Source organism: Halovenus marina, from assembly GCF_051414115.1.
GTDB lineage: Archaea > Halobacteriota > Halobacteria > Halobacteriales > Haloarculaceae > Halovenus > Halovenus marina.
The window spans coordinates 1,088,906-1,104,930 of the sequence record NZ_JBLKNZ010000001.1; the positions used below are offsets into that span (position 1 = coordinate 1,088,906).

Sequence of the window (16,025 nt, forward strand, 5' to 3'; positions counted from 1 at the left end):
TTATCGGACAGGTTTCTCCGCGTTGCCGCGAACGAGTTCGATCATCGATACGCCGTTGACCTTCTCGACTTTGTAGTTGACACCGGAGAGGTCGCCCATCGCACGACCCTTCGCGCCGCCGATGCCCGCGATTGTCACTTCGTCGTGTTCGTCGATGAAGGAAATCGCGCCGTCACCGGGACAGAATGCGGTGACCTGCTTGCCGTTCTTGATGAGTTGCACTCGGACGCATTTCCGGATCGCCGAGTTGGGCTGTTTCGCTTCGATGCCGGTCTTTTCGAGGACGATCCCTCGCCCCTGCGGTGCGCCTTCGAGCGGGTCGGATTTCTCCTTCAGCCCGCGTTCGCGCCGCGCGTACTTCGAGTCAGACCACCGGTGTTTCTGGCGGTCCTTCTTGAGCTTCCGCGCGGCGTACTTGCCGTTTGCCATAGTACCCGTCGATACCCGATGAAGGCACTTAAGCATCCTCTTTTCTGATTCACCCGTCGGTTTCCGTTCGTTCGCTGTCGCCTACTGAGAACCCGACCAAAGTGCTAAGAGACTGTCGGCGTATTGATCGGTCGTGCTGGACTATCTCGACATCGAGTCGGAGTTCACCGCCGAGGAACGACAGTTCAGAGACACCGTCCGCGACTTTCTCGACGAGCGTGTCCGACCCAACATCGCCGACCACTACGAGGCCGGGACTTTCCCAACAGAGATTATCACGGAGATGGGCGATCTGAACTTGTACGCGCCGAATCTCGATGGTCGCGGCTTCCCCGGTGTGAGCGAGACGGCTTACGGACTGCTGATGCAGGAACTGGAGGCGTGTGACTCCGGTCTCCGGTCGATGGCGAGCGTTCAGGGCGCGCTCGTGATCTATCCCATCGACACCTATGGCTCGGCCGAGCAGAAAGACCGACTCCTGTCCGACCTGGCGAGCGGCGAGACGGTCGGCTGTTTCGCGCTGACCGAACCCGACCACGGATCGAACCCGAGCGGGATGACGACCACCGCCGAAGTCGACGGCGACGGCTACGTCCTGAACGGCCGAAAGCGGTGGGTCACCAACTCACCCATTGCCGACATCGCCCTCATCTGGGCGCGTGACCGCTCGGAACCGGACGACCCGGTTCGGGGCTTTCTCGTCGAGACCGACCGCGAGGGGGTCGAAGTCGAGGAAATCGACGGCAAACTCTCCCTGCGCGTCTCCCCGTCCGGCGCAATCGCGCTGGACGATGCATGGGTGCCAGCGGAGAACCGTCTGCCCGGAGTCTCCGGGATGAAGGGGCCGCTGTCCTGTCTCACGCAGGCGCGCTTTGGTATCGTGTGGGGAGCGGTCGGTGCCGCACGCGACGCTTTCGAGGTGGCCCGCGAGTACGCCACCGACCGCGAGCAGTTCGGGAAACCGATTGCGGGCTTTCAACTCCAGCAGGAGAAACTCGCGGAGATGGCGACACAGATAACGCTCGGCCAACTGCTCGCGGTTCGACTCGCCAGACTCAAAGAGCGCGGCGAGTTGCGGCCCCAGCAGGTCTCGATGGGCAAGCGCAACAACGTCCGGATGGCGCGCGAGCAGACCCGCGTCGCGCGGGAGATGCTCGGCGGCAACGGCATCACGACCGCCTACTCGCCGATGCGCCATCTGGCGAACATGGAGACAGTCTACACCTACGAGGGAACTCACGATATCCACTCGCTCATTCTCGGTGAAGATTTGACGGGCCTCTCGGCGTTCGAGTGAAAACAGCGAACTGCGTCCGAGTCAGGTCAACTGGATATCGTCGATGTCGTGGTGGCGCTTGGCGAGTTTTCGGGCCGCGTCGATGTTTTTCCCCTCGGTCCCGATTGCCGCGCCGTGGTCCTCCTGTGCGACTTCGGCGTAGGCCATTCGGTCGTCGTTTTCGCTGATCGTGACGTTGTAGACGGCAGCGGGTTCGAGCGCGTTCGCGACGAAGTGTTCGGCTGTCGGCGCGTCCTCGACGAGTTTGATCGACCTGTTTATCTGCTCTTCGATTCGTTTGACGTGTTCGCCGCCCGAACCGATCGCCTTGCCCATCTCCCCGGCCTTGATGAGAAAGATCACACGGTCGTACTCGTCGTCGACCAGACAGTCTCGGACGGTTGCCTCTGTCTCCTCCTCGAAGAGTCCGGCGAACTGGCGCGCCTCGTCCGACAGTGTGACGGTCATCTCAGTCTGCGCCGTCGCTCGCGCCCATCCGGAGGTTCACGTCGCCGGTTCCGAGTTTGATCGGCTTGCCGACGATGACGTTCTCGGTGACGCCGTCGAGTTCGTCTATCTCGCCGTGGACGGCCGCATCGAGTAAGTGACTGACCGTCACCTCGAAGGCCGCCCGCGCGAGGACGGAGTCTTTCGCTCCGGAGATGCCGTGACGACCGATCGACTCGATCGTTCCTTCGTTGGTCATGATGTCGGAGACGAGCATCAGGTGACGGATGTTCACGTCGTCGAGCCCCTGCTCTTCGAGCGTGTTCATCGTCTCCTCGATGATCGACTCCCGTGCGGCCTCGATACCGAGTTCGCTTCGGATCTCGTGGATGTTGTTGCAGGTCGTCCGGGAGGCGTCGACGCCCTCGATTTCGAGCACGTCACCGAAGGCCGACCCCTCGGTGTACAGGACGAACTCCTCGCCCTGGTCGGTCTCCTCTTTTCGGATGACGACACGCGAAATCTCTTCGATCCCCTTGAAGACGATTTCCCGGAGTTCCTCGACCAGTTGGAGCAACTGCCGGTAGGAGGGCTGTTCGGGGCCGAACTCGATGGCGAGTCCGCGCTGAGTGGTCTCGACGCCGAGATTCGACTCGATGGTCTCTGCTATCTCCTCGGCGACGACGACCGGGTCATCGACGGTCGGCCAGCGCTCCTGGAGCGTGTCCTCGTTGAGTGCGATCTGGACGACCATGTCCGCGACGTTCGTCGACACGTCACCGAGCTGGAGGATCTTCGTCGCTTCGATCTTCCAGACGACTTCGTGGGCGCGCTCGCGGTCGGTCGCGTGCTCCCCGTCGAGATGCACCGTCATCATCGGGGTGTCGGGCTCCTTTCGGGCGTCGACCAGTTCGATCAGCCGTGGTAGCCCCTGCGTGACATCGATCTCCGCGACGCCCGCGTAGTGGAACGTGTTCATCGTCATTTGCGTTCCGGGTTCGCCGATGCTCTGTGCGCTGACCGTTCCGACCGGGTCGAGCGGGTCGACGCGCGTCTCGACGTAGCGCGTTTCGATCGCCTGAATGACCTCGTCGGCCTCCTCGACCGTCACGTCGCGGTCTTCGAGCGTGCTGTACACCTCGTCTTTGAGTCGCCGCGGGAGTTCGGTGTCCTCGACGAGCGCCTCGATGTCGTCAGATACGTCGTATGCTGTCATGGTCAGTCACCACTCTGTGCGAGCCACCACTCGTCTGCATGCTCCGAGAGGTTGGTCGGCTCGGACCGCTCTCCCAGGAATCGCTCTTTGTCTGTCTCGTCGAACTCGCTGTCGAGCACGCTCTCTGTGATCTCCTCGACGTCGACGGCTGGCCCCTCTGCGCCACTCGAAACCTCGACGGGCGAGGTGCCGTCCTCGCCGAACTCGAACTGGACGACGGTGTCGGAGGTGTCCCGGACGGTTCCGTCGTACTGGGTTTCGAGTTCGGAGAGCGCGTTGATGAGTCGGCGCTGGAGATAGCCGGACTTGGAGGTTCGGACCGCCGTGTCCACGAGTCCCTCGCGGCCACCCATCGCGTGGAAGAAAAACTCCTTGGGCTCGAGTCCCTCGCGGTAGGAGTGCTTGACGAAGCCGTGGGCGTCAGAGGAGAGGTCGTCCTCCTGATAGTGGCTCAGCGTCCGGTTCTCGTAGCCGCGGTTGATCCGCTCGCCACGCACCGCCTGCTGGCCGACACAGCCAGCCATCTGCGTGAGGTTGAGCATCGACCCACGCGCGCCGGACTCGGCCATGATGACCGCGGGGTTGTCGTCCGAGAAGTGGTCCTCGGCGATGTCACCCGCCGAGTCACGCGCCTGCCCGAGCGTCTGCATGATCTTCATCTCGAGCGTCTCGTCGACCGTTCGGCCGGGGAGCGATTCGAGTTCGCCCCGCTCATAGGTCTGGATGAGTTCCTCGACGCGCTCGTTTGCGTTCTCGATTGCCTCGTCGACCTGTTCGGCCGCAGCGGGTGGGATCGACTCGTCGTCGATCCCGATCGAGAACCCGAAGTGCATCATCGTCCGAATCGCGAGCGAAGACACCTCGTTGATGAAGATCCGACCGCGCGTCCGGGAGTCCTCCTTCGCAATCTCGTCGACGATTTCGCCGCCGAAGGCTCCGACTGCGTCCTCGTCGACCGTTCCCTCGAGGAGTTGGCCGTCCTCGATGACCACGTCGTCGCCTGCAGAGGAGGTAAATTCGAGATTCAGGTCGTCCGGTAACAGTTCCGAGAACAGCGTCCGGCCAGTCCAGTAGTCCTCGCCGTCTTCGGTCCCGTCCGGATCCGGCAGTTCGTCGATCCGGGTCGTCCGCAGCAGGTCGAGTGCCTGTGTCTCGTTGAACGTTGGGTTCGTATTCGTCAGCAGGTAGGTGCCGGTCACGTGGTCCTGAATCGCACCGAGGATGTTCTCACCGAAGCGCGGCGAGAGCATCTGCTCTTGCACGCGCATCAGCACGCGGGCCTCGGCGCGTGCCTCCTCGTTCTGGAGGGCGTGCATGTTCATCTCGTCGCCGTCGAAGTCCGCGTTGTACGGCGGACAGACCGTGGTGTTGAGTCGGAACGTCTTGTACGGCATCACGACCACTTCGTGGGCCATGATGGACATCCGGTGCAGCGACGGCTGTCGGTTGAAGATGACGATGTCGCCGTCGATGAGATGCCGCGAGACTTCCCAGCCCGGTTCGACTTTCTCTGCGAGTTCCTCGCAGTTTTTCTCCGTGACCTTCAGTCGGCGGCCGTCAGCGCGCGTGACGTAGTTCGCGCCGGGATGGCCCTCGGGGCCGTTGCTGACGTAGCGACGGGCCTCCGAGAGGTTGCGCTCGTTGACGTTCATCGTCTGGGTCATCTCCGTCGCGATTCGCTCGGGGACACCCACCTCGTTCAGCGACAGCGTCGGGTCGGGCGAGATGACGGTCCGCGCGGAGAAGTTCACCCGCTTGCCCGACAGCGAGCCACGGAATCGACCCTCCTTGCCCTTCAGGCGCTGGGAGAGCGTCTTCAGCGGCCGTCCGGAGCGGTGTCGCGCTGGCGGCGTGCCCGAAATCTCGTTGTCCATGAACGTCGTGACGTGGTACTGCAACAGTTCCCACAGGTCCTCGATGATGAGCTGTGGCGCGCCCGCCTCGCGGTTCTCCATGAACCGCTGGTTGATGCGGATGATGTCGACCAGCTTGTGCGTCAGGTCGTCCTCGGAGCGCTGGCCGTTATCGAGTGTGATCGACGGCCGCGCAGTCACCGGCGGCACGGGAAGCACGGTCAGGATCATCCACTCGGGCCGTGAGCGCTCGGCGTTGATCCCGAGCACCTCGATGTCCTCGTCGGGGATGGCCTCGAACCAGTCCCGGATGTCCGAGGGCATCAGCTTGTTCATGTCTTCCTCAGTGAGGTCGACGTCGAGCGCCGACTCGATGGCCGCTCGATCCTCCTCGCGCGGGCGGAAATCGCCCGAGAGGATCTCCTGAATCCGACCGGCGTCGATACCGGTCTCCTCGGCCAGTTCTGTCGGCGTCACTCGCTCTGCGTCCTCGTCCGGCTCCATCGCCGCTGCGATGAGGCTCGGATACTCGGCCGCGAGAACCTGCTGGACCTCGTAGTAGGTCGTCGGCTTCTCGTGCTGGATGTCGTACTGCTGTTCTCCACAGTGGGGACAGCGGTCCTTCTTCCGGGCCTGTCGGATGGCCGCTTTCGTCACGTCGTTCGGGTCCCGACCGAGGTCCCGCGTCCGGGTGAGTCGGTCGCGGAACTCCTCCTTCTCGTCTTCAGTCAGACAGAGCTGCGAACACTCCCGACAGGTGCCGCGCAGCAGCCGTCGGATGAGCTTGTTGAACCCGACGTGAATGACGGGGGCGGCGAGTTCGATGTGGCCGAAGTGACCGTTACACGACCCCGAGTGCTTCCCGCAGGTCTTGCATTCGAGTCCGGGGTCGATGACGCCGAGTCGCGGGTCCATCAGCCCCATGTCGATGGGGAAGCCATCGTCGTCGTAGGTGTCTGCGGTGATGATCTTCGTGGCGCTCATCTCGCGATACTCCTCGGGGTTCATCAGCCCGAAGCTGAGTTGACCGATCTCTTTGGGTGCGTGCTGGCTCATTAGACTGCGTCCTCCAGTTCGATCCGGGGGGCGATTCCGAGCGCTTTCATCTCGTCGAGCAGGAGTTTGAACGCGTACGACATCTCCACCTCGTGAACGTCCGTCTCCTCGTCGCAGTTCGGACAGTACACGCGGCGTTGCTCGACGTTCTCGACGGCCGACATGCCACACTGCCCGCAGACGTTGATCCACTCGCGGTCAGACTCGTCGAGCAGTCGCTCTTTCAGCGTCATCGCCGCGCCGTGCCCGATGAACACGTCCCGCTCCATCTCGCCGATACGGAGGCCACCCTCGCGGGCGCGCCCCTCCGTCGGCTGACGGGTCAGTACCTGCACGGGGCCGCGCGAGCGAGCGTGAATCTTGTTCGACACCATGTGGTACAGCTTCTGGTAGAAGATGGTGCCGACGAAGATCTCGGCGTCGATCTTCTCGCCGGTGATGCCCGAGTACATCGTCTCCTTGCCGCTGGATTTGAACCCGTGCCCTTCGAGCGAGCCACGGAGTTCCTCCTCGTCCTCGCCGGTGAAGGGGGTCCCGTCGACGCGCCGACCTTCGAGTGAGCCGACCTTGCCGCCGATCATCTCCAGAATGTGACCGACCGTCATCCGCGAGGGGAGCGCGTGCGGATTCAAAATTAGGTCGGGGACGACACCCTCCTCGGTGAAGGGCATGTCTTCCTGTGGGGCGATGTGCCCGACGACCCCCTTCTGTCCGTGCCGGGAGGCGAACTTGTCGCCCAGTTCCGGGATCCGTTCGTCACGAACGGACACCTTCGAGAGCTTCGAGCCGTCTTCGCCTTCCATCAGCGTCACGGTGTCGACGACGCCGGATTCGCCCGAGCGCATCGTCACGCTCGTCTCGCGGCGCTTCTGCGGGGAGAGCCCGCCCATGTCGTCCGGCTCTTCGAGGAATCGCGGCGGCGATGTCTTCCCGAGCAAGACGGCGTTCTCACCGACATCAGTTTCGGGATTGACGAGGCCGTCCTCGTCGAGGTGCGTGTAGGCCTCCTCACCGCGGGCACCCCGAACTTCCTCATCGGGGATCTCGAAGTGGTCCTCCTGGCCGCCCGGATAGCGGCGTTCCTCGCCCTCGTAGGTCCGGAAAAAGTGCGACCGTGCGAGCGCGCGGTCGACCGACCCCTGATTCATCACTAGTGCGTCCTCGATGTTGAACCCCTCGTAGGACATGACCGCGACCACGAAATTCTGCGCGGCGGGTCGGTCGTCGTAGCCGATCTGTTCGGTGGTCTGGGTCTTGACCATCGACAGCTGCGGGTAGTGCAGGAGGTGCTGTCGCGTGTCCGGCCGGATCCGGTAGTTCGCGGAGGGGAGTCCGAGCGACTGCTTGATCATCCCCGACCCCATCGTAATTCGGGGACTCGCGTTGTGCTCTGGGTATGGGATCATCCCCGCACCGATACCGAAGATGAGCTGTGGGTCGATTTCGAGATGGGTGTGCTCGTCCGTGAGTTCCTCCTCCTCGACGGCGACGTAGATGTCGCCTTCCTCCTCGGCGTCGATGAACTCGACGTGGCCGCGCTCGACCAGGTCCTGAAAGCCGAGTTCGCCAGCCGACAGCGCTTCGACTTCCTCGTCGGAGATGAGCGGTTCGCCGTTTTCGACGACCAGCAGCGGGCGGCGTGCGCGCCCGGCGTCGGCGTTGACGATCACTTCGCGAGTACGCTCGTCGACCGAGACGTTGACCATCTCGCTTATCTCGCCGCGGCGTCGTGCCTGTCGGATCTGGTCTGCGAGCTGTTCGGGGCTGGGATGGGTCCCAACCAGACTGCCGTTGACGTATACTTTTGCGTCGCGTCCCTGACTCATGTTAGTCGTCTGCGGGCTGTTCGACACTCTCGATGCCGGGGATGCCCTCTACTCCCATCTGTGCGAGTTCGTGTTTCAGTCCCTGTTCGTCCTCGACGTTCTGTGACAGCTCCATCGCCTGCGCGAAGTTCTTCACGAGCCCACAGTTCGGCCCTTCCGGCGTCTCCGAGGGGCAGATACGACCCCACTGGGTCGCGTGCAGATCCCGCGCCTCGAAGTGTGGTTGTGAGCGCGACAGCGGCGAGCGGAGTCGGCGCAGGTGACTCAGGACACCCATGTAGTCGGTTCGGTCGACGAGCTGTGAGACGCCGGAACGTCCGCCGACCCAGTTTCCGGTCGCGATCGGGTGTTCGAGCCGTTCGGTCAGCACATCAGAGCGAACGACCGTCGAAACCGACAGCTGCCGGTTTCGCATGTTGGCTCGTTCGAGCTGATACTTCACGTCACGTGCGAGCTTGTTCAGCGCCGTCCGGAACAGGTCTCGCATCAGGTCGCCCGAGACTTTCAGGCGCTTGTTGGCGTAGTGGTCCTTGTCGTCTGCCTCTCGGCGGTCGAGTGCGAGCTCGAAACACGCCTCGGCCATCCGGCAGAGATAGTAGGCCTTGTTGATCCGCACGTCCTCTTCGTCGACGCCCTCCTCGTGGAGGTGCGGGAGGAGATACCGGTCGATGACGTAGTTTGCGCGCTTGAGCTGGTAGTTTTTCCCCTGGCCGGAGGCGACCCGTTTGCCGAGTGCCTCGATGGCTTCCTCGGTCGTCTGGACCTCCGCAGTCTCCAGGTTCTCGAGCATGAACTTCACGATCTCGGGGTCGTCGCTCACGCGGTGGACGATCTCTTCGTCGGATTCCAGTCCAAGTGCGCGTACGAGCGTCACGAAGTCGACGCTGCCCGAGACGGAGGGGAACGAGACTTCGAGCAGACCATCGCGGCCGCGCTCGACGAGCACAAGCGCCCGATAGCCACGGCGCTGCGAGAACGTCTTCGCCACCTCGATGGTGTCGCCGTACTCGGTGTCGGTTTCGGCGAGAATCTTGTTCGGGGCCAGGTCCTCGCTGGTCATCAGCACCCGCTCGGAGCCGTTGACGATGAAGTACCCGCCTGGGTCTGCGGGGTCCTCGCCGATGTCGATGAGTTCGTTGTCAGTGAACTCAGCGATGTTGCACTTCTGTGAGCCGACCATGATCGGCATCCGTCCGATCTTGGTCTCGGTCTGGTCGACGACGCGCTCTTCCTCTTCTTCGCCGCCCTTGATGACGGCCATCTCCATGAATACGGGCGCGGAGTAGGTGATGTTTCGCAGGCGCGCCTCCTGCGGGTAGAGGAGTTCCTCGCTGCCGTCTGCCTCGCGGACACGGGGCGTGACGACGCGAATGTCACCGAGTTCGACGAAGACTGGCTCTTCGCCCTCCTTGTCACCGATGTCGGTGTCGATGGTCTCCTTCTCGTCGACGACTTCCTGCATCCCCCGTTCGAGGAAGGCGTTGAACGAGCGGAAATGGTGTTCTGCGAGCCGTTCGCGCGAAAAGTACTCCCGTGAAATGTTGCGTTTGTCCTCGATATCCATTATTCCACCACCAGTCGGTACACCACTGCGCGGTCTGTGGTGCGTGAGTCCCGTTCGATCTTCACGACGTCACCGACCTCGGCTTCGTCGGGCAGTGCCGGGTCGAGTCGCTTGATCTTGGGCAGGTCTGTTTTCTTGATGTTGTACTCCTCGAGTACGCCCTCGAGATCCGCATCGTCGAGGACGGTGTGGTCGGGTACGAGTTCGTGTTGGCTTACATCTACCATGTGTGTGTGCCGGCTGAGAAGCTGTTCGAGATACTACCGACGCATAGTTGCGGCGGGCATATAATCCTTATCAAATGCGGCGGACGACGCTATCGGACCCCGCCAGCCGTCGGCGGGAGAAGTCGGTCGGTGGATGGGTGTTCGTGGTGTGGGATAAAATACCTTGCGTGGGCAGTTCGATTGGAAAGTCTTAATACCAGTACGGGGGTACGGTGTGATGCGTGCCCGGGTGGTGTAGTGGCCCATCATACGACCCTGTCACGGTCGTGACGCGGGTTCAAATCCCGCCTCGGGCGCTTCTCTGATTCCAACTGCGCGGAGTTATGTCTCCGCACAATACTCGGAATCAGTGTGTAACTACTGCGGGATTTGAACTAGCCGACGAGCGGAGCGAGTGAAGTCGGTGTGGTTCAAATCCCGGAAGACGCTGTTTCGCCTTCCGACCTTCGCGAATCCGATAGATTCGCTCAGTCCCGCCTCGGGCGCTGCTGGGAACAATTCGGATTTCGCACCCTCTCATGTGAGTCACCGGTGATAGGGCTTTGCGTGGATTTCCTGCTGCAATTGTTCTATCGATTCGGGGTCTGGCGGTGTGACTGCGTCGACGATTGCAAACACTTCCTCGCGGTCGACTTTCACTGTCTCAGCCGTGAGAACCGTCGCTGGTGCGGTTCGCAATTCGCGAAGCGTTGCGACAGCGAGCAAAAATGGGACTGCCCATGCAGCCAGCGTGTTTCCACGCGTCTCGGGCATCGAATCGAGCCACAGGCGCGTGTCCGCGATGTGGCTCTCTGCTTCTTCGACGAGTCGGTCGACAACCGGCCGGAACGCCGCAGACTGTGTGTCGTCAGCAATATCTGTGTGAGAGAGTCCATGTGCTGATAGTACTCGCTCGGGGACGTACACGTTGTTCTCCTCGCGATAGTCTGTCGCGATATCTCGGGTGATGTTGACCAACTGTAACAGGAGTCCGAACGACGGGGCCGATTCAGCAAGCACGTCGCTTGTGTCCGTGTCCCGCAGTGCGATTTCGGTGACGAGTTCGCCGACCGTTCCGGCAACGTACCAGCAGTACGTTTCCAACTCTTCGATAGTCTGGATACGAAGCCCCTCGCTCTGTTCGTAGCGGGCGATAAATGCTGCCATCCCGTGGAGCATCGCCTGTATTGGCGGGCGAAGCTGGGCCTTCGTCCGGTCGGGGAGTGCCTGATATCGATCGATGAGCCGTGGCGTCTCCGTGACGAGTTTCCACTCCCCACTCCGCTCGTTGGGAACCCACTGCTCGACATCCGCGCGAAAGTCGGCGGGCGTTGTCGGGTCATCCTGTGTGAGGACTGCCCGGTAGGTGTTGAGCAAGGCAACCTTTTCTCCTGGAGGGATATGTCGGGCGTCCTCGATCGTGTCCGCGACCCGGCAGAGCAGATAGCCGGTTCGGATCTCGGCTTGCATCGGGGAGTCCAACAGTGAAATGCTGAGCGCGAATGTCCGGGATACGTCCTCCAGCACCGCCTGAGACCACTCAATCTCTCCAGAACCGTCCATTCGCATCACTAGGGCCGAACGAAACAAAAATGGTTGGATGTCGTCAGGCTTGTTCAGCTGTCAGCCCGTTCAAAAGCGCTTCGCCGCTGCTTCGATTGGTCGCGAGCGGGACGTCTTTCACGTCACAGATCCGCAGGAGCGCGGACACGTCGGGTTCGTGTGGCTGTGCAGTCATCGGGTCACGGAAGAACACGACGGCGTGGCAGTCGTCGGTCGCGACTTCAGCACCGATCATCAGGTCGCCGCCTTCCGGTCCCGACGCCATCGGTGTGGCCTCGAGGTTCGTCTGCTCGTTCAGCAGGCCGCCGGTGGTTCCGGTTGCGATCAGATCGTGTTCGGCCAGCCTCGTCTCGTACTCCGAGGCGAAGTCGATCATCTCCGATTTCTCGCTGTCGTGGGCGATGAGCGCGATGCGCATACGTAACCGAGCGCTCGTGGGTGCTTGAATTGTGGTGTCCCACTACAACTCAGATTGTGTGTTTTCCCCGGGTGAAGAGTCAGGCAGCTTTATATCCGTGTAGAACATCACGAAAACGTATGGACGGGGGAAATCGGGGGATATCACCAGTCGTCGGCGTAGTCCTGTTTGTCGCGGTCGTTGCCGCGCTCGGCGCTGTGTCGATGGCGTTCATCTTCGACGCGGGAGACGGTCAGGACGACAAACCGGCACCGAACACGCAGATGAACATGGATCAGGTGAAAATGGTCCAGCTGTACAACAACCCGGATGTCGTCGAGTACGAACTCAAGATGATCGGGGGTGAGAAACTCGACGGCTCGAAGGTGGAAATCCAGGGCGTGAAGAATCCACGCCAGCTTAACGGTAAGCAATTTAGCGCGGGAGAATCAATTACGGTTACTCCTGTCGAAGACCAGGTTCGGATCGTCTACCGGAGCGAGGATCGCGTCGACGCAGTGTTGCACACATTTAACGTCACCCCTGGAGGGTCGGTAGCGATGTGGGACTGCGATCAGCTTGCTAAGGACAACGGTCATCCGTCACCCGGCCCGATGCCGTGGACATTTAATGTCACAGTTCCTCAGGGCAAAATTGTCAATTGCGATATTATGACGGAGGGATATATCGACGTCGAAAAAAACGCGGAACTTATTGGATATGCAAAAAGCGTTGATAACGAGAATAAGTACGTCAACCTCGCTCCGGGTTCGGTCGTTCACGGAGATGTCACTGCGACCGCAGAAATCACAGGTGAAGACGCGACAGTTCTCTCCGATGTTGTTGGAACTGACGGCAGTAGCGAGGAACCGGACATCAAATTTAACGGCTCGTCTCGTGTCGAAGGCGACCTTCGGATCGAATCCGAGCCTGGTAATCCAGGGAGCCAGATATTCCTGAACGACACAACAGCAATCAACGGCGACGTCAGCGCATCGAAGGGTGCAACGGGGGATCTGACGCTTCAGGATGGGAATGTCAGTATCGACGGAGATATTGACTTCTCAGAGGCTGGCTCTACCAGTCTGGATCTCAACCCGCCAGGGCCTGGTACTGGCAGAGAATACAATATTTCGGGCGATATTGTACTGGAGCCAGGGGACGGAACTCTGGACGCTCAGATAAAATACATGAAACTTGATGGTGATATCGTGATATACAACACTGAGCCGACAAACAGACTTACACTGGAAGAGACAATTATCCAGGGGGATCTGTATACTGACCTGAGTAGCAGTCAGATCACATATAAGTCGAACGTGAATATACAGGGTAACGAGAGAGGGGTCGACCAGTATGACGGATTTGAGAACTTGTATGCTAATTTCACGTCTGCAACAGTACCTGCACAGGACAACGATGTGATTACGATCACTTTTGACACGGAGTTGACCGGCATTACGCAAGGGCAAGTACGCAGCGCATTCACAATCAAAAATTTGAAAGGAACAAACAGAATCCGTAACACTGGGCACAGCGTGAGCGGAAAGACGGTAACTATCCAACTCACCTCGGCTGTTGATGCAACCAATCCGAACATCAGGATAGAGTCAGACGATATCCGGTCTGCGCTGGAGGCGGGCGGCTTACCATTCGAACAGCTTGACGAACCGGTACAGAACAACGCCGGGGACTGACAACTCCTATTCGGTTCTCACACGCTATCGTCTGACTGTCTCACCCAAACAGCCGACGGAGTCGAATCCAGAGCGACAGCGCCCGTCTGCGGGAGCTTCTTCTGCGCCTGTTGAGTCCGCCAAGCCCCGCTGCAAGTGTGAGAATGATGCCTGCGATGATCCCGTTGAGTACCCCAAGCGCCACGAATGGGTGAACGTCGTGCAGGTCGCCGATCAGTGACTCAGGGAGGAGCAACAGATATCGGTGTTCCGAGAGCGTGATGGTACGCTGCTCGCCCGGCGGCGGTGCATCGACAGCGAGCGTCGCTGTCCCCTGATGTGTCTGTTTACCTGATACTGAACGTTCGTTCTGCTCTGGGCGCCTTCGCAAAGGTTATGAGTGGTCGCCTACTGCGTTCAAAGGCAATGGCAGAAGGTACGGTTGATTTCTTCAACGACACAGGCGGTTACGGTTTCATCGACACAGAGGAAGCGGACGAAGACGTGTTCTTCCACATGGAGGACATTGGCGGCCCAGATCTGGAAGAAGGTCAGGACGTCGAATTCGAAATTGAAGACGCGCCGAAAGGCCCGCGAGCGACGAACGTTACCCGACTGTAAGGTCGACTCGTTTTCGTAGCTACTGAGCCCCGAGCGCGTCGTCACTGCGGTAGACGATCTGCATCGGGAGCCCCTTCGCATCGAGCGGCGGCTCCGGCGGAAGCGACTGCAACCGTCCGGAGCCTGGCCGCGCGGTGTAGGCAAGGACGACAGCGTCGAGTACGTCGTCGACAGCAATCTCCTCGCCGCCAGTCGATTCGGCAACCGACTGGACCACCGGCGGCGCGTCGGCTTCGTAGCCTGCGAGTGTCCGCATCCGCTCGGCGTAGCCAGCGGCGGTCTTTTTGGAGTACTGGAGTGGCTCGCCCGCAAACGCTCGAAAGCAGACTTCCGGATGGCTCTCGACGAACGTCTCGCGAGCCTCGGGGACGTTCCGGAGCAGGTCGTCGACTGCCGCGATAGAGTCGCTGATCGCAAACGCCTGCTTCGAGATCCCCCTGTCGGCTTTGCGCTCGTTGACGCGCTTTGCCGCCGGATAGCGGCGCTTGCGCGTCGCCTCGCGCACGGGCGGCGTGAACACCGACGCGCTCCGCGGACCGAGTACCTCCCGTGCGAGTTCGTCGCACGTTCGTCCACCTGACCCCTCCTCGATGAGACCGATCGGCACGTCGATGAGAATCCGGTCTGCGAGTTCCTCGTAGCGATACCATAGTTCGCCGACTTCCTCGAAGACGGCGGCGTGGTCGAACCCATCAGTATCGAACGCGACCGCGAGCCACGACCCCGAACTCCAGTCGACCCCGACGAATCTGCTCATACCTGACTCTCCCACTTCGCACCTAAAAAACTCGCGCCGTCTCTCGACTACTGGGCAGGTTCAGGGGCATCGGACAGTGCCGCTGGCGGTCCACCCGGCAGTTCGTCTCGGTTGTGCTCGGCGGTGAAGTCGAGATCCGGCCCGGCAGCGATGATGCGCGTTGGGGTGACCTCGGGATGGGTCGTGTAATAATGCTCCTTGATGTGGTCCATCCGCACTGTCTCCGCGACGCCGGGAGTCTGATACAGGTCGCGAAGATACGGCCAGAGTGTGTCGTACTGCTGAATTTGCTGTTTGTTGCACATGAAGTGGGTGTGATACACCTGGTCGAATCGGACCAGCGTCGTGAACATGCAGATGTCCGCCTCCGTCAGGCGGTCCCCGGCGAGATAGCGCTGGTCGGCGAGGACCTCGTCCCAGTGGTCGAGCGCGTCGAATAGCTCCGTGACGGCCTCGTCGTAGGCCGACTGAGACTTCGCGAACCCAGCGCGGTAGACGCCGTTGTTGACCGGTTCGTATATCTCCTCGATGATGCGGTCGACCTCCTCCTGATATCCCTCGGGATATAGGTCGACGTCTCGCGTTGCAACGTCGCCCATCTCCGTATCGAGCATTCGGAGAATCTCCTTCGATTCGTTGTTGACGATGGTGTCTGTCTCTTTGTCGTAGAGAACCGGCACGGTGACCCGACAGGTCGCGTCCGGGTCGGCTGTCTGGTACACTTCACGCAGATAGTCGCTCCCGTTGACGGTGTCGCGCGTACAGCCGTCCTTCTCGGGGGTGAACTGCCAGCCACCCTCGTCACGGAACGGGTCGACGTAGTTGACCGTGATTGCGTCCTCCAGCCCTTTGAGTTTGCGAACGAGCAGCGTCCGGTGTGCCCACGGGCAGGCATACGAGACGTACAGGTGATAGCGGTCCGCTTCGGCCGGATAGGTCGCGTCGGGGTCGTCGCGTATCTCGTCTCGGAACGTCGTCTCCTGGCGCTCGAACGCGCCCTCCTCGTTCGTTGACTCGAAGGCATCTGTTCGCCACTCGCCGTCGACGAGCATATTCATAGCTACCAGTAGGAGTGCAAGCCTCAAAAAGACAGCAGTGACACGCGTGTAACCGGGTGTTGTGCGTCGTATCGCGCGCT

At 61.0% G+C, this 16,025-nt stretch carries 15 protein-coding genes and 1 tRNA gene; 4 read left to right on the forward strand and 12 right to left on the reverse strand.

Translation table 11 applies throughout. The features are described 5' to 3' along the window. Complete coding sequence (locus tag ACMGFL_RS05550) at positions 1-429, reverse strand: 30S ribosomal protein S12 (protein ID WP_436934542.1); 429 nt, start codon at positions 427-429, stop codon at positions 1-3. A 133-nt stretch (positions 430-562) separates the two neighbouring features. Here ACMGFL_RS05550 and ACMGFL_RS05555 point away from each other — a divergent pair, with 133 nt between their 5' ends. After that, a complete protein-coding gene (locus tag ACMGFL_RS05555) occupies positions 563-1,726 on the forward strand; it encodes an acyl-CoA dehydrogenase family protein (RefSeq protein ID WP_436934543.1) in 1,164 nt (387 codons plus the stop codon). Positions 1,727-1,747: 21 nt separating this feature from the next. Here the strand turns inward: ACMGFL_RS05555 and ACMGFL_RS05560 are convergent, their stop codons facing one another. The 6 genes from ACMGFL_RS05560 to ACMGFL_RS05585 are packed head-to-tail and all read right to left on the reverse strand — an operon-like array spanning position 1,748 to position 9,894. Next, the gene (locus ACMGFL_RS05560; protein ID WP_436934544.1) at positions 1,748-2,173 is read right to left on the reverse strand and encodes a NusA-like transcription termination signal-binding factor; all 426 of its coding nucleotides are present in this window, start codon (positions 2,171-2,173) and stop codon (positions 1,748-1,750) included. 1 nt (position 2,174) lies between these two features. Further along, a complete protein-coding gene (gene rpoA2, locus ACMGFL_RS05565) occupies positions 2,175-3,368 on the reverse strand; it encodes a DNA-directed RNA polymerase subunit A'' (RefSeq protein WP_436934545.1) in 1,194 nt (397 codons plus the stop codon). Positions 3,369-3,370: 2 nt separating this feature from the next. Then, positions 3,371-6,277, reverse strand: coding sequence for a DNA-directed RNA polymerase subunit A' (locus ACMGFL_RS05570; protein ID WP_436934546.1), 2,907 nt, complete (start codon positions 6,275-6,277; stop codon positions 3,371-3,373). After that, positions 6,277-8,103 (reverse strand): DNA-directed RNA polymerase subunit B, encoded by a 1,827-nt coding sequence (rpoB, locus tag ACMGFL_RS05575; RefSeq protein WP_436934547.1) that lies wholly within the window; start codon positions 8,101-8,103, stop codon positions 6,277-6,279. The genes ACMGFL_RS05570 and rpoB overlap by 1 nt, the downstream gene beginning before the upstream one ends. Position 8,104: 1 nt before the next feature. Next, a complete protein-coding gene (locus ACMGFL_RS05580; protein ID WP_436934548.1) occupies positions 8,105-9,667 on the reverse strand; it encodes a DNA-directed RNA polymerase subunit B'' in 1,563 nt (520 codons plus the stop codon). Beyond that, positions 9,667-9,894 (reverse strand): DNA-directed RNA polymerase subunit H, encoded by a 228-nt coding sequence (locus ACMGFL_RS05585; RefSeq protein WP_436934549.1) that lies wholly within the window; start codon positions 9,892-9,894, stop codon positions 9,667-9,669. Before ACMGFL_RS05585 ends, ACMGFL_RS05580 begins: the two co-directional genes overlap by 1 nt. Positions 9,895-10,117: 223 nt before the next feature. On the opposite strand from ACMGFL_RS05585, the gene ACMGFL_RS05590 reads away from it, so the two are divergent. After that, a tRNA-Asp gene (locus tag ACMGFL_RS05590) sits at positions 10,118-10,190 on the forward strand. Positions 10,191-10,419: 229 nt separating this feature from the next. Here the strand turns inward: ACMGFL_RS05590 and ACMGFL_RS05595 are convergent. Together ACMGFL_RS05595 and ACMGFL_RS05600 are read right to left on the reverse strand one after the other, a co-directional pair. Beyond that, on the reverse strand, positions 10,420-11,436 hold the full coding sequence (locus tag ACMGFL_RS05595) for a phytoene/squalene synthase family protein (protein ID WP_436934550.1): 1,017 nt from the start codon (positions 11,434-11,436) through the stop codon (positions 10,420-10,422). Between the two features lie 43 nt (positions 11,437-11,479). Then, complete coding sequence (locus ACMGFL_RS05600) at positions 11,480-11,854, reverse strand: methylglyoxal synthase (RefSeq protein WP_436934551.1); 375 nt, start codon at positions 11,852-11,854, stop codon at positions 11,480-11,482. Between the two features lie 119 nt (positions 11,855-11,973). Here ACMGFL_RS05600 and ACMGFL_RS05605 point away from each other — a divergent pair, with 119 nt between their 5' ends. After that, positions 11,974-13,530, forward strand: a complete 1,557-nt coding sequence (locus tag ACMGFL_RS05605) for an archaellin/type IV pilin N-terminal domain-containing protein (RefSeq protein ID WP_436934552.1) — start codon at positions 11,974-11,976, stop codon at positions 13,528-13,530. A gap of 40 nt (positions 13,531-13,570) precedes the next feature. Here ACMGFL_RS05605 and ACMGFL_RS05610 read toward each other — a convergent pair whose 3' ends face one another. Then, positions 13,571-13,900: a hypothetical protein gene (locus ACMGFL_RS05610; protein WP_436934553.1), complete on the reverse strand. Its 330-nt coding sequence runs from the start codon at positions 13,898-13,900 to the stop codon at positions 13,571-13,573. A gap of 35 nt (positions 13,901-13,935) precedes the next feature. Here ACMGFL_RS05610 and ACMGFL_RS05615 point away from each other — a divergent pair, with 35 nt between their 5' ends. Continuing rightward, a complete protein-coding gene (locus tag ACMGFL_RS05615; protein WP_436934554.1) occupies positions 13,936-14,130 on the forward strand; it encodes a cold-shock protein in 195 nt (64 codons plus the stop codon). 19 nt (positions 14,131-14,149) lie between these two features. On the opposite strand, the gene ACMGFL_RS05620 is transcribed toward ACMGFL_RS05615, so the two are convergent. Then, entirely contained in the window at positions 14,150-14,887 is a 738-nt protein-coding gene (locus tag ACMGFL_RS05620; protein WP_436934555.1) for a DUF429 domain-containing protein, read from the reverse strand. Between the two features lie 47 nt (positions 14,888-14,934). After that, on the reverse strand, positions 14,935-15,945 hold the full coding sequence (locus ACMGFL_RS05625) for a glutathione S-transferase family protein (RefSeq protein ID WP_436934556.1): 1,011 nt from the start codon (positions 15,943-15,945) through the stop codon (positions 14,935-14,937). Positions 15,946-16,025: the final 80 nt, after the last annotated feature.

Bases quoted from the DNA above. Each gene is read 5' to 3' on its own strand.
- rpoB (WP_436934547.1), bottom strand. From the start codon at position 8,103: ATGAGTCAGGGACGCGACGCAAAAGTATACGTCAACGGCAGTCTGGTT.
- ACMGFL_RS05580 (WP_436934548.1), bottom strand. From the start codon at position 9,667: ATGGATATCGAGGACAAACGCAACATTTCACGGGAGTACTTTTCGCGC.
- ACMGFL_RS05605 (WP_436934552.1), top strand. From the start codon at position 11,974: ATGGACGGGGGAAATCGGGGGATATCACCAGTCGTCGGCGTAGTCCTG.
- ACMGFL_RS05570 (WP_436934546.1), bottom strand. From the start codon at position 6,277: ATGAGCCAGCACGCACCCAAAGAGATCGGTCAACTCAGCTTCGGGCTG.
- ACMGFL_RS05560 (WP_436934544.1), bottom strand. From the start codon at position 2,173: ATGACCGTCACACTGTCGGACGAGGCGCGCCAGTTCGCCGGACTCTTC.
- ACMGFL_RS05595 (WP_436934550.1), bottom strand. From the start codon at position 11,436: ATGGACGGTTCTGGAGAGATTGAGTGGTCTCAGGCGGTGCTGGAGGAC.
- ACMGFL_RS05585 (WP_436934549.1), bottom strand. From the start codon at position 9,894: ATGGTAGATGTAAGCCAACACGAACTCGTACCCGACCACACCGTCCTC.
- ACMGFL_RS05615 (WP_436934554.1), top strand. From the start codon at position 13,936: ATGGCAGAAGGTACGGTTGATTTCTTCAACGACACAGGCGGTTACGGT.
- rpoA2 (WP_436934545.1), bottom strand. From the start codon at position 3,368: ATGACAGCATACGACGTATCTGACGACATCGAGGCGCTCGTCGAGGAC.
- ACMGFL_RS05620 (WP_436934555.1), bottom strand. From the start codon at position 14,887: ATGAGCAGATTCGTCGGGGTCGACTGGAGTTCGGGGTCGTGGCTCGCG.
- ACMGFL_RS05600 (WP_436934551.1), bottom strand. From the start codon at position 11,854: ATGCGCATCGCGCTCATCGCCCACGACAGCGAGAAATCGGAGATGATC.
- ACMGFL_RS05550 (WP_436934542.1), bottom strand. From the start codon at position 429: ATGGCAAACGGCAAGTACGCCGCGCGGAAGCTCAAGAAGGACCGCCAG.
- ACMGFL_RS05625 (WP_436934556.1), bottom strand. From the start codon at position 15,945: ATGAATATGCTCGTCGACGGCGAGTGGCGAACAGATGCCTTCGAGTCA.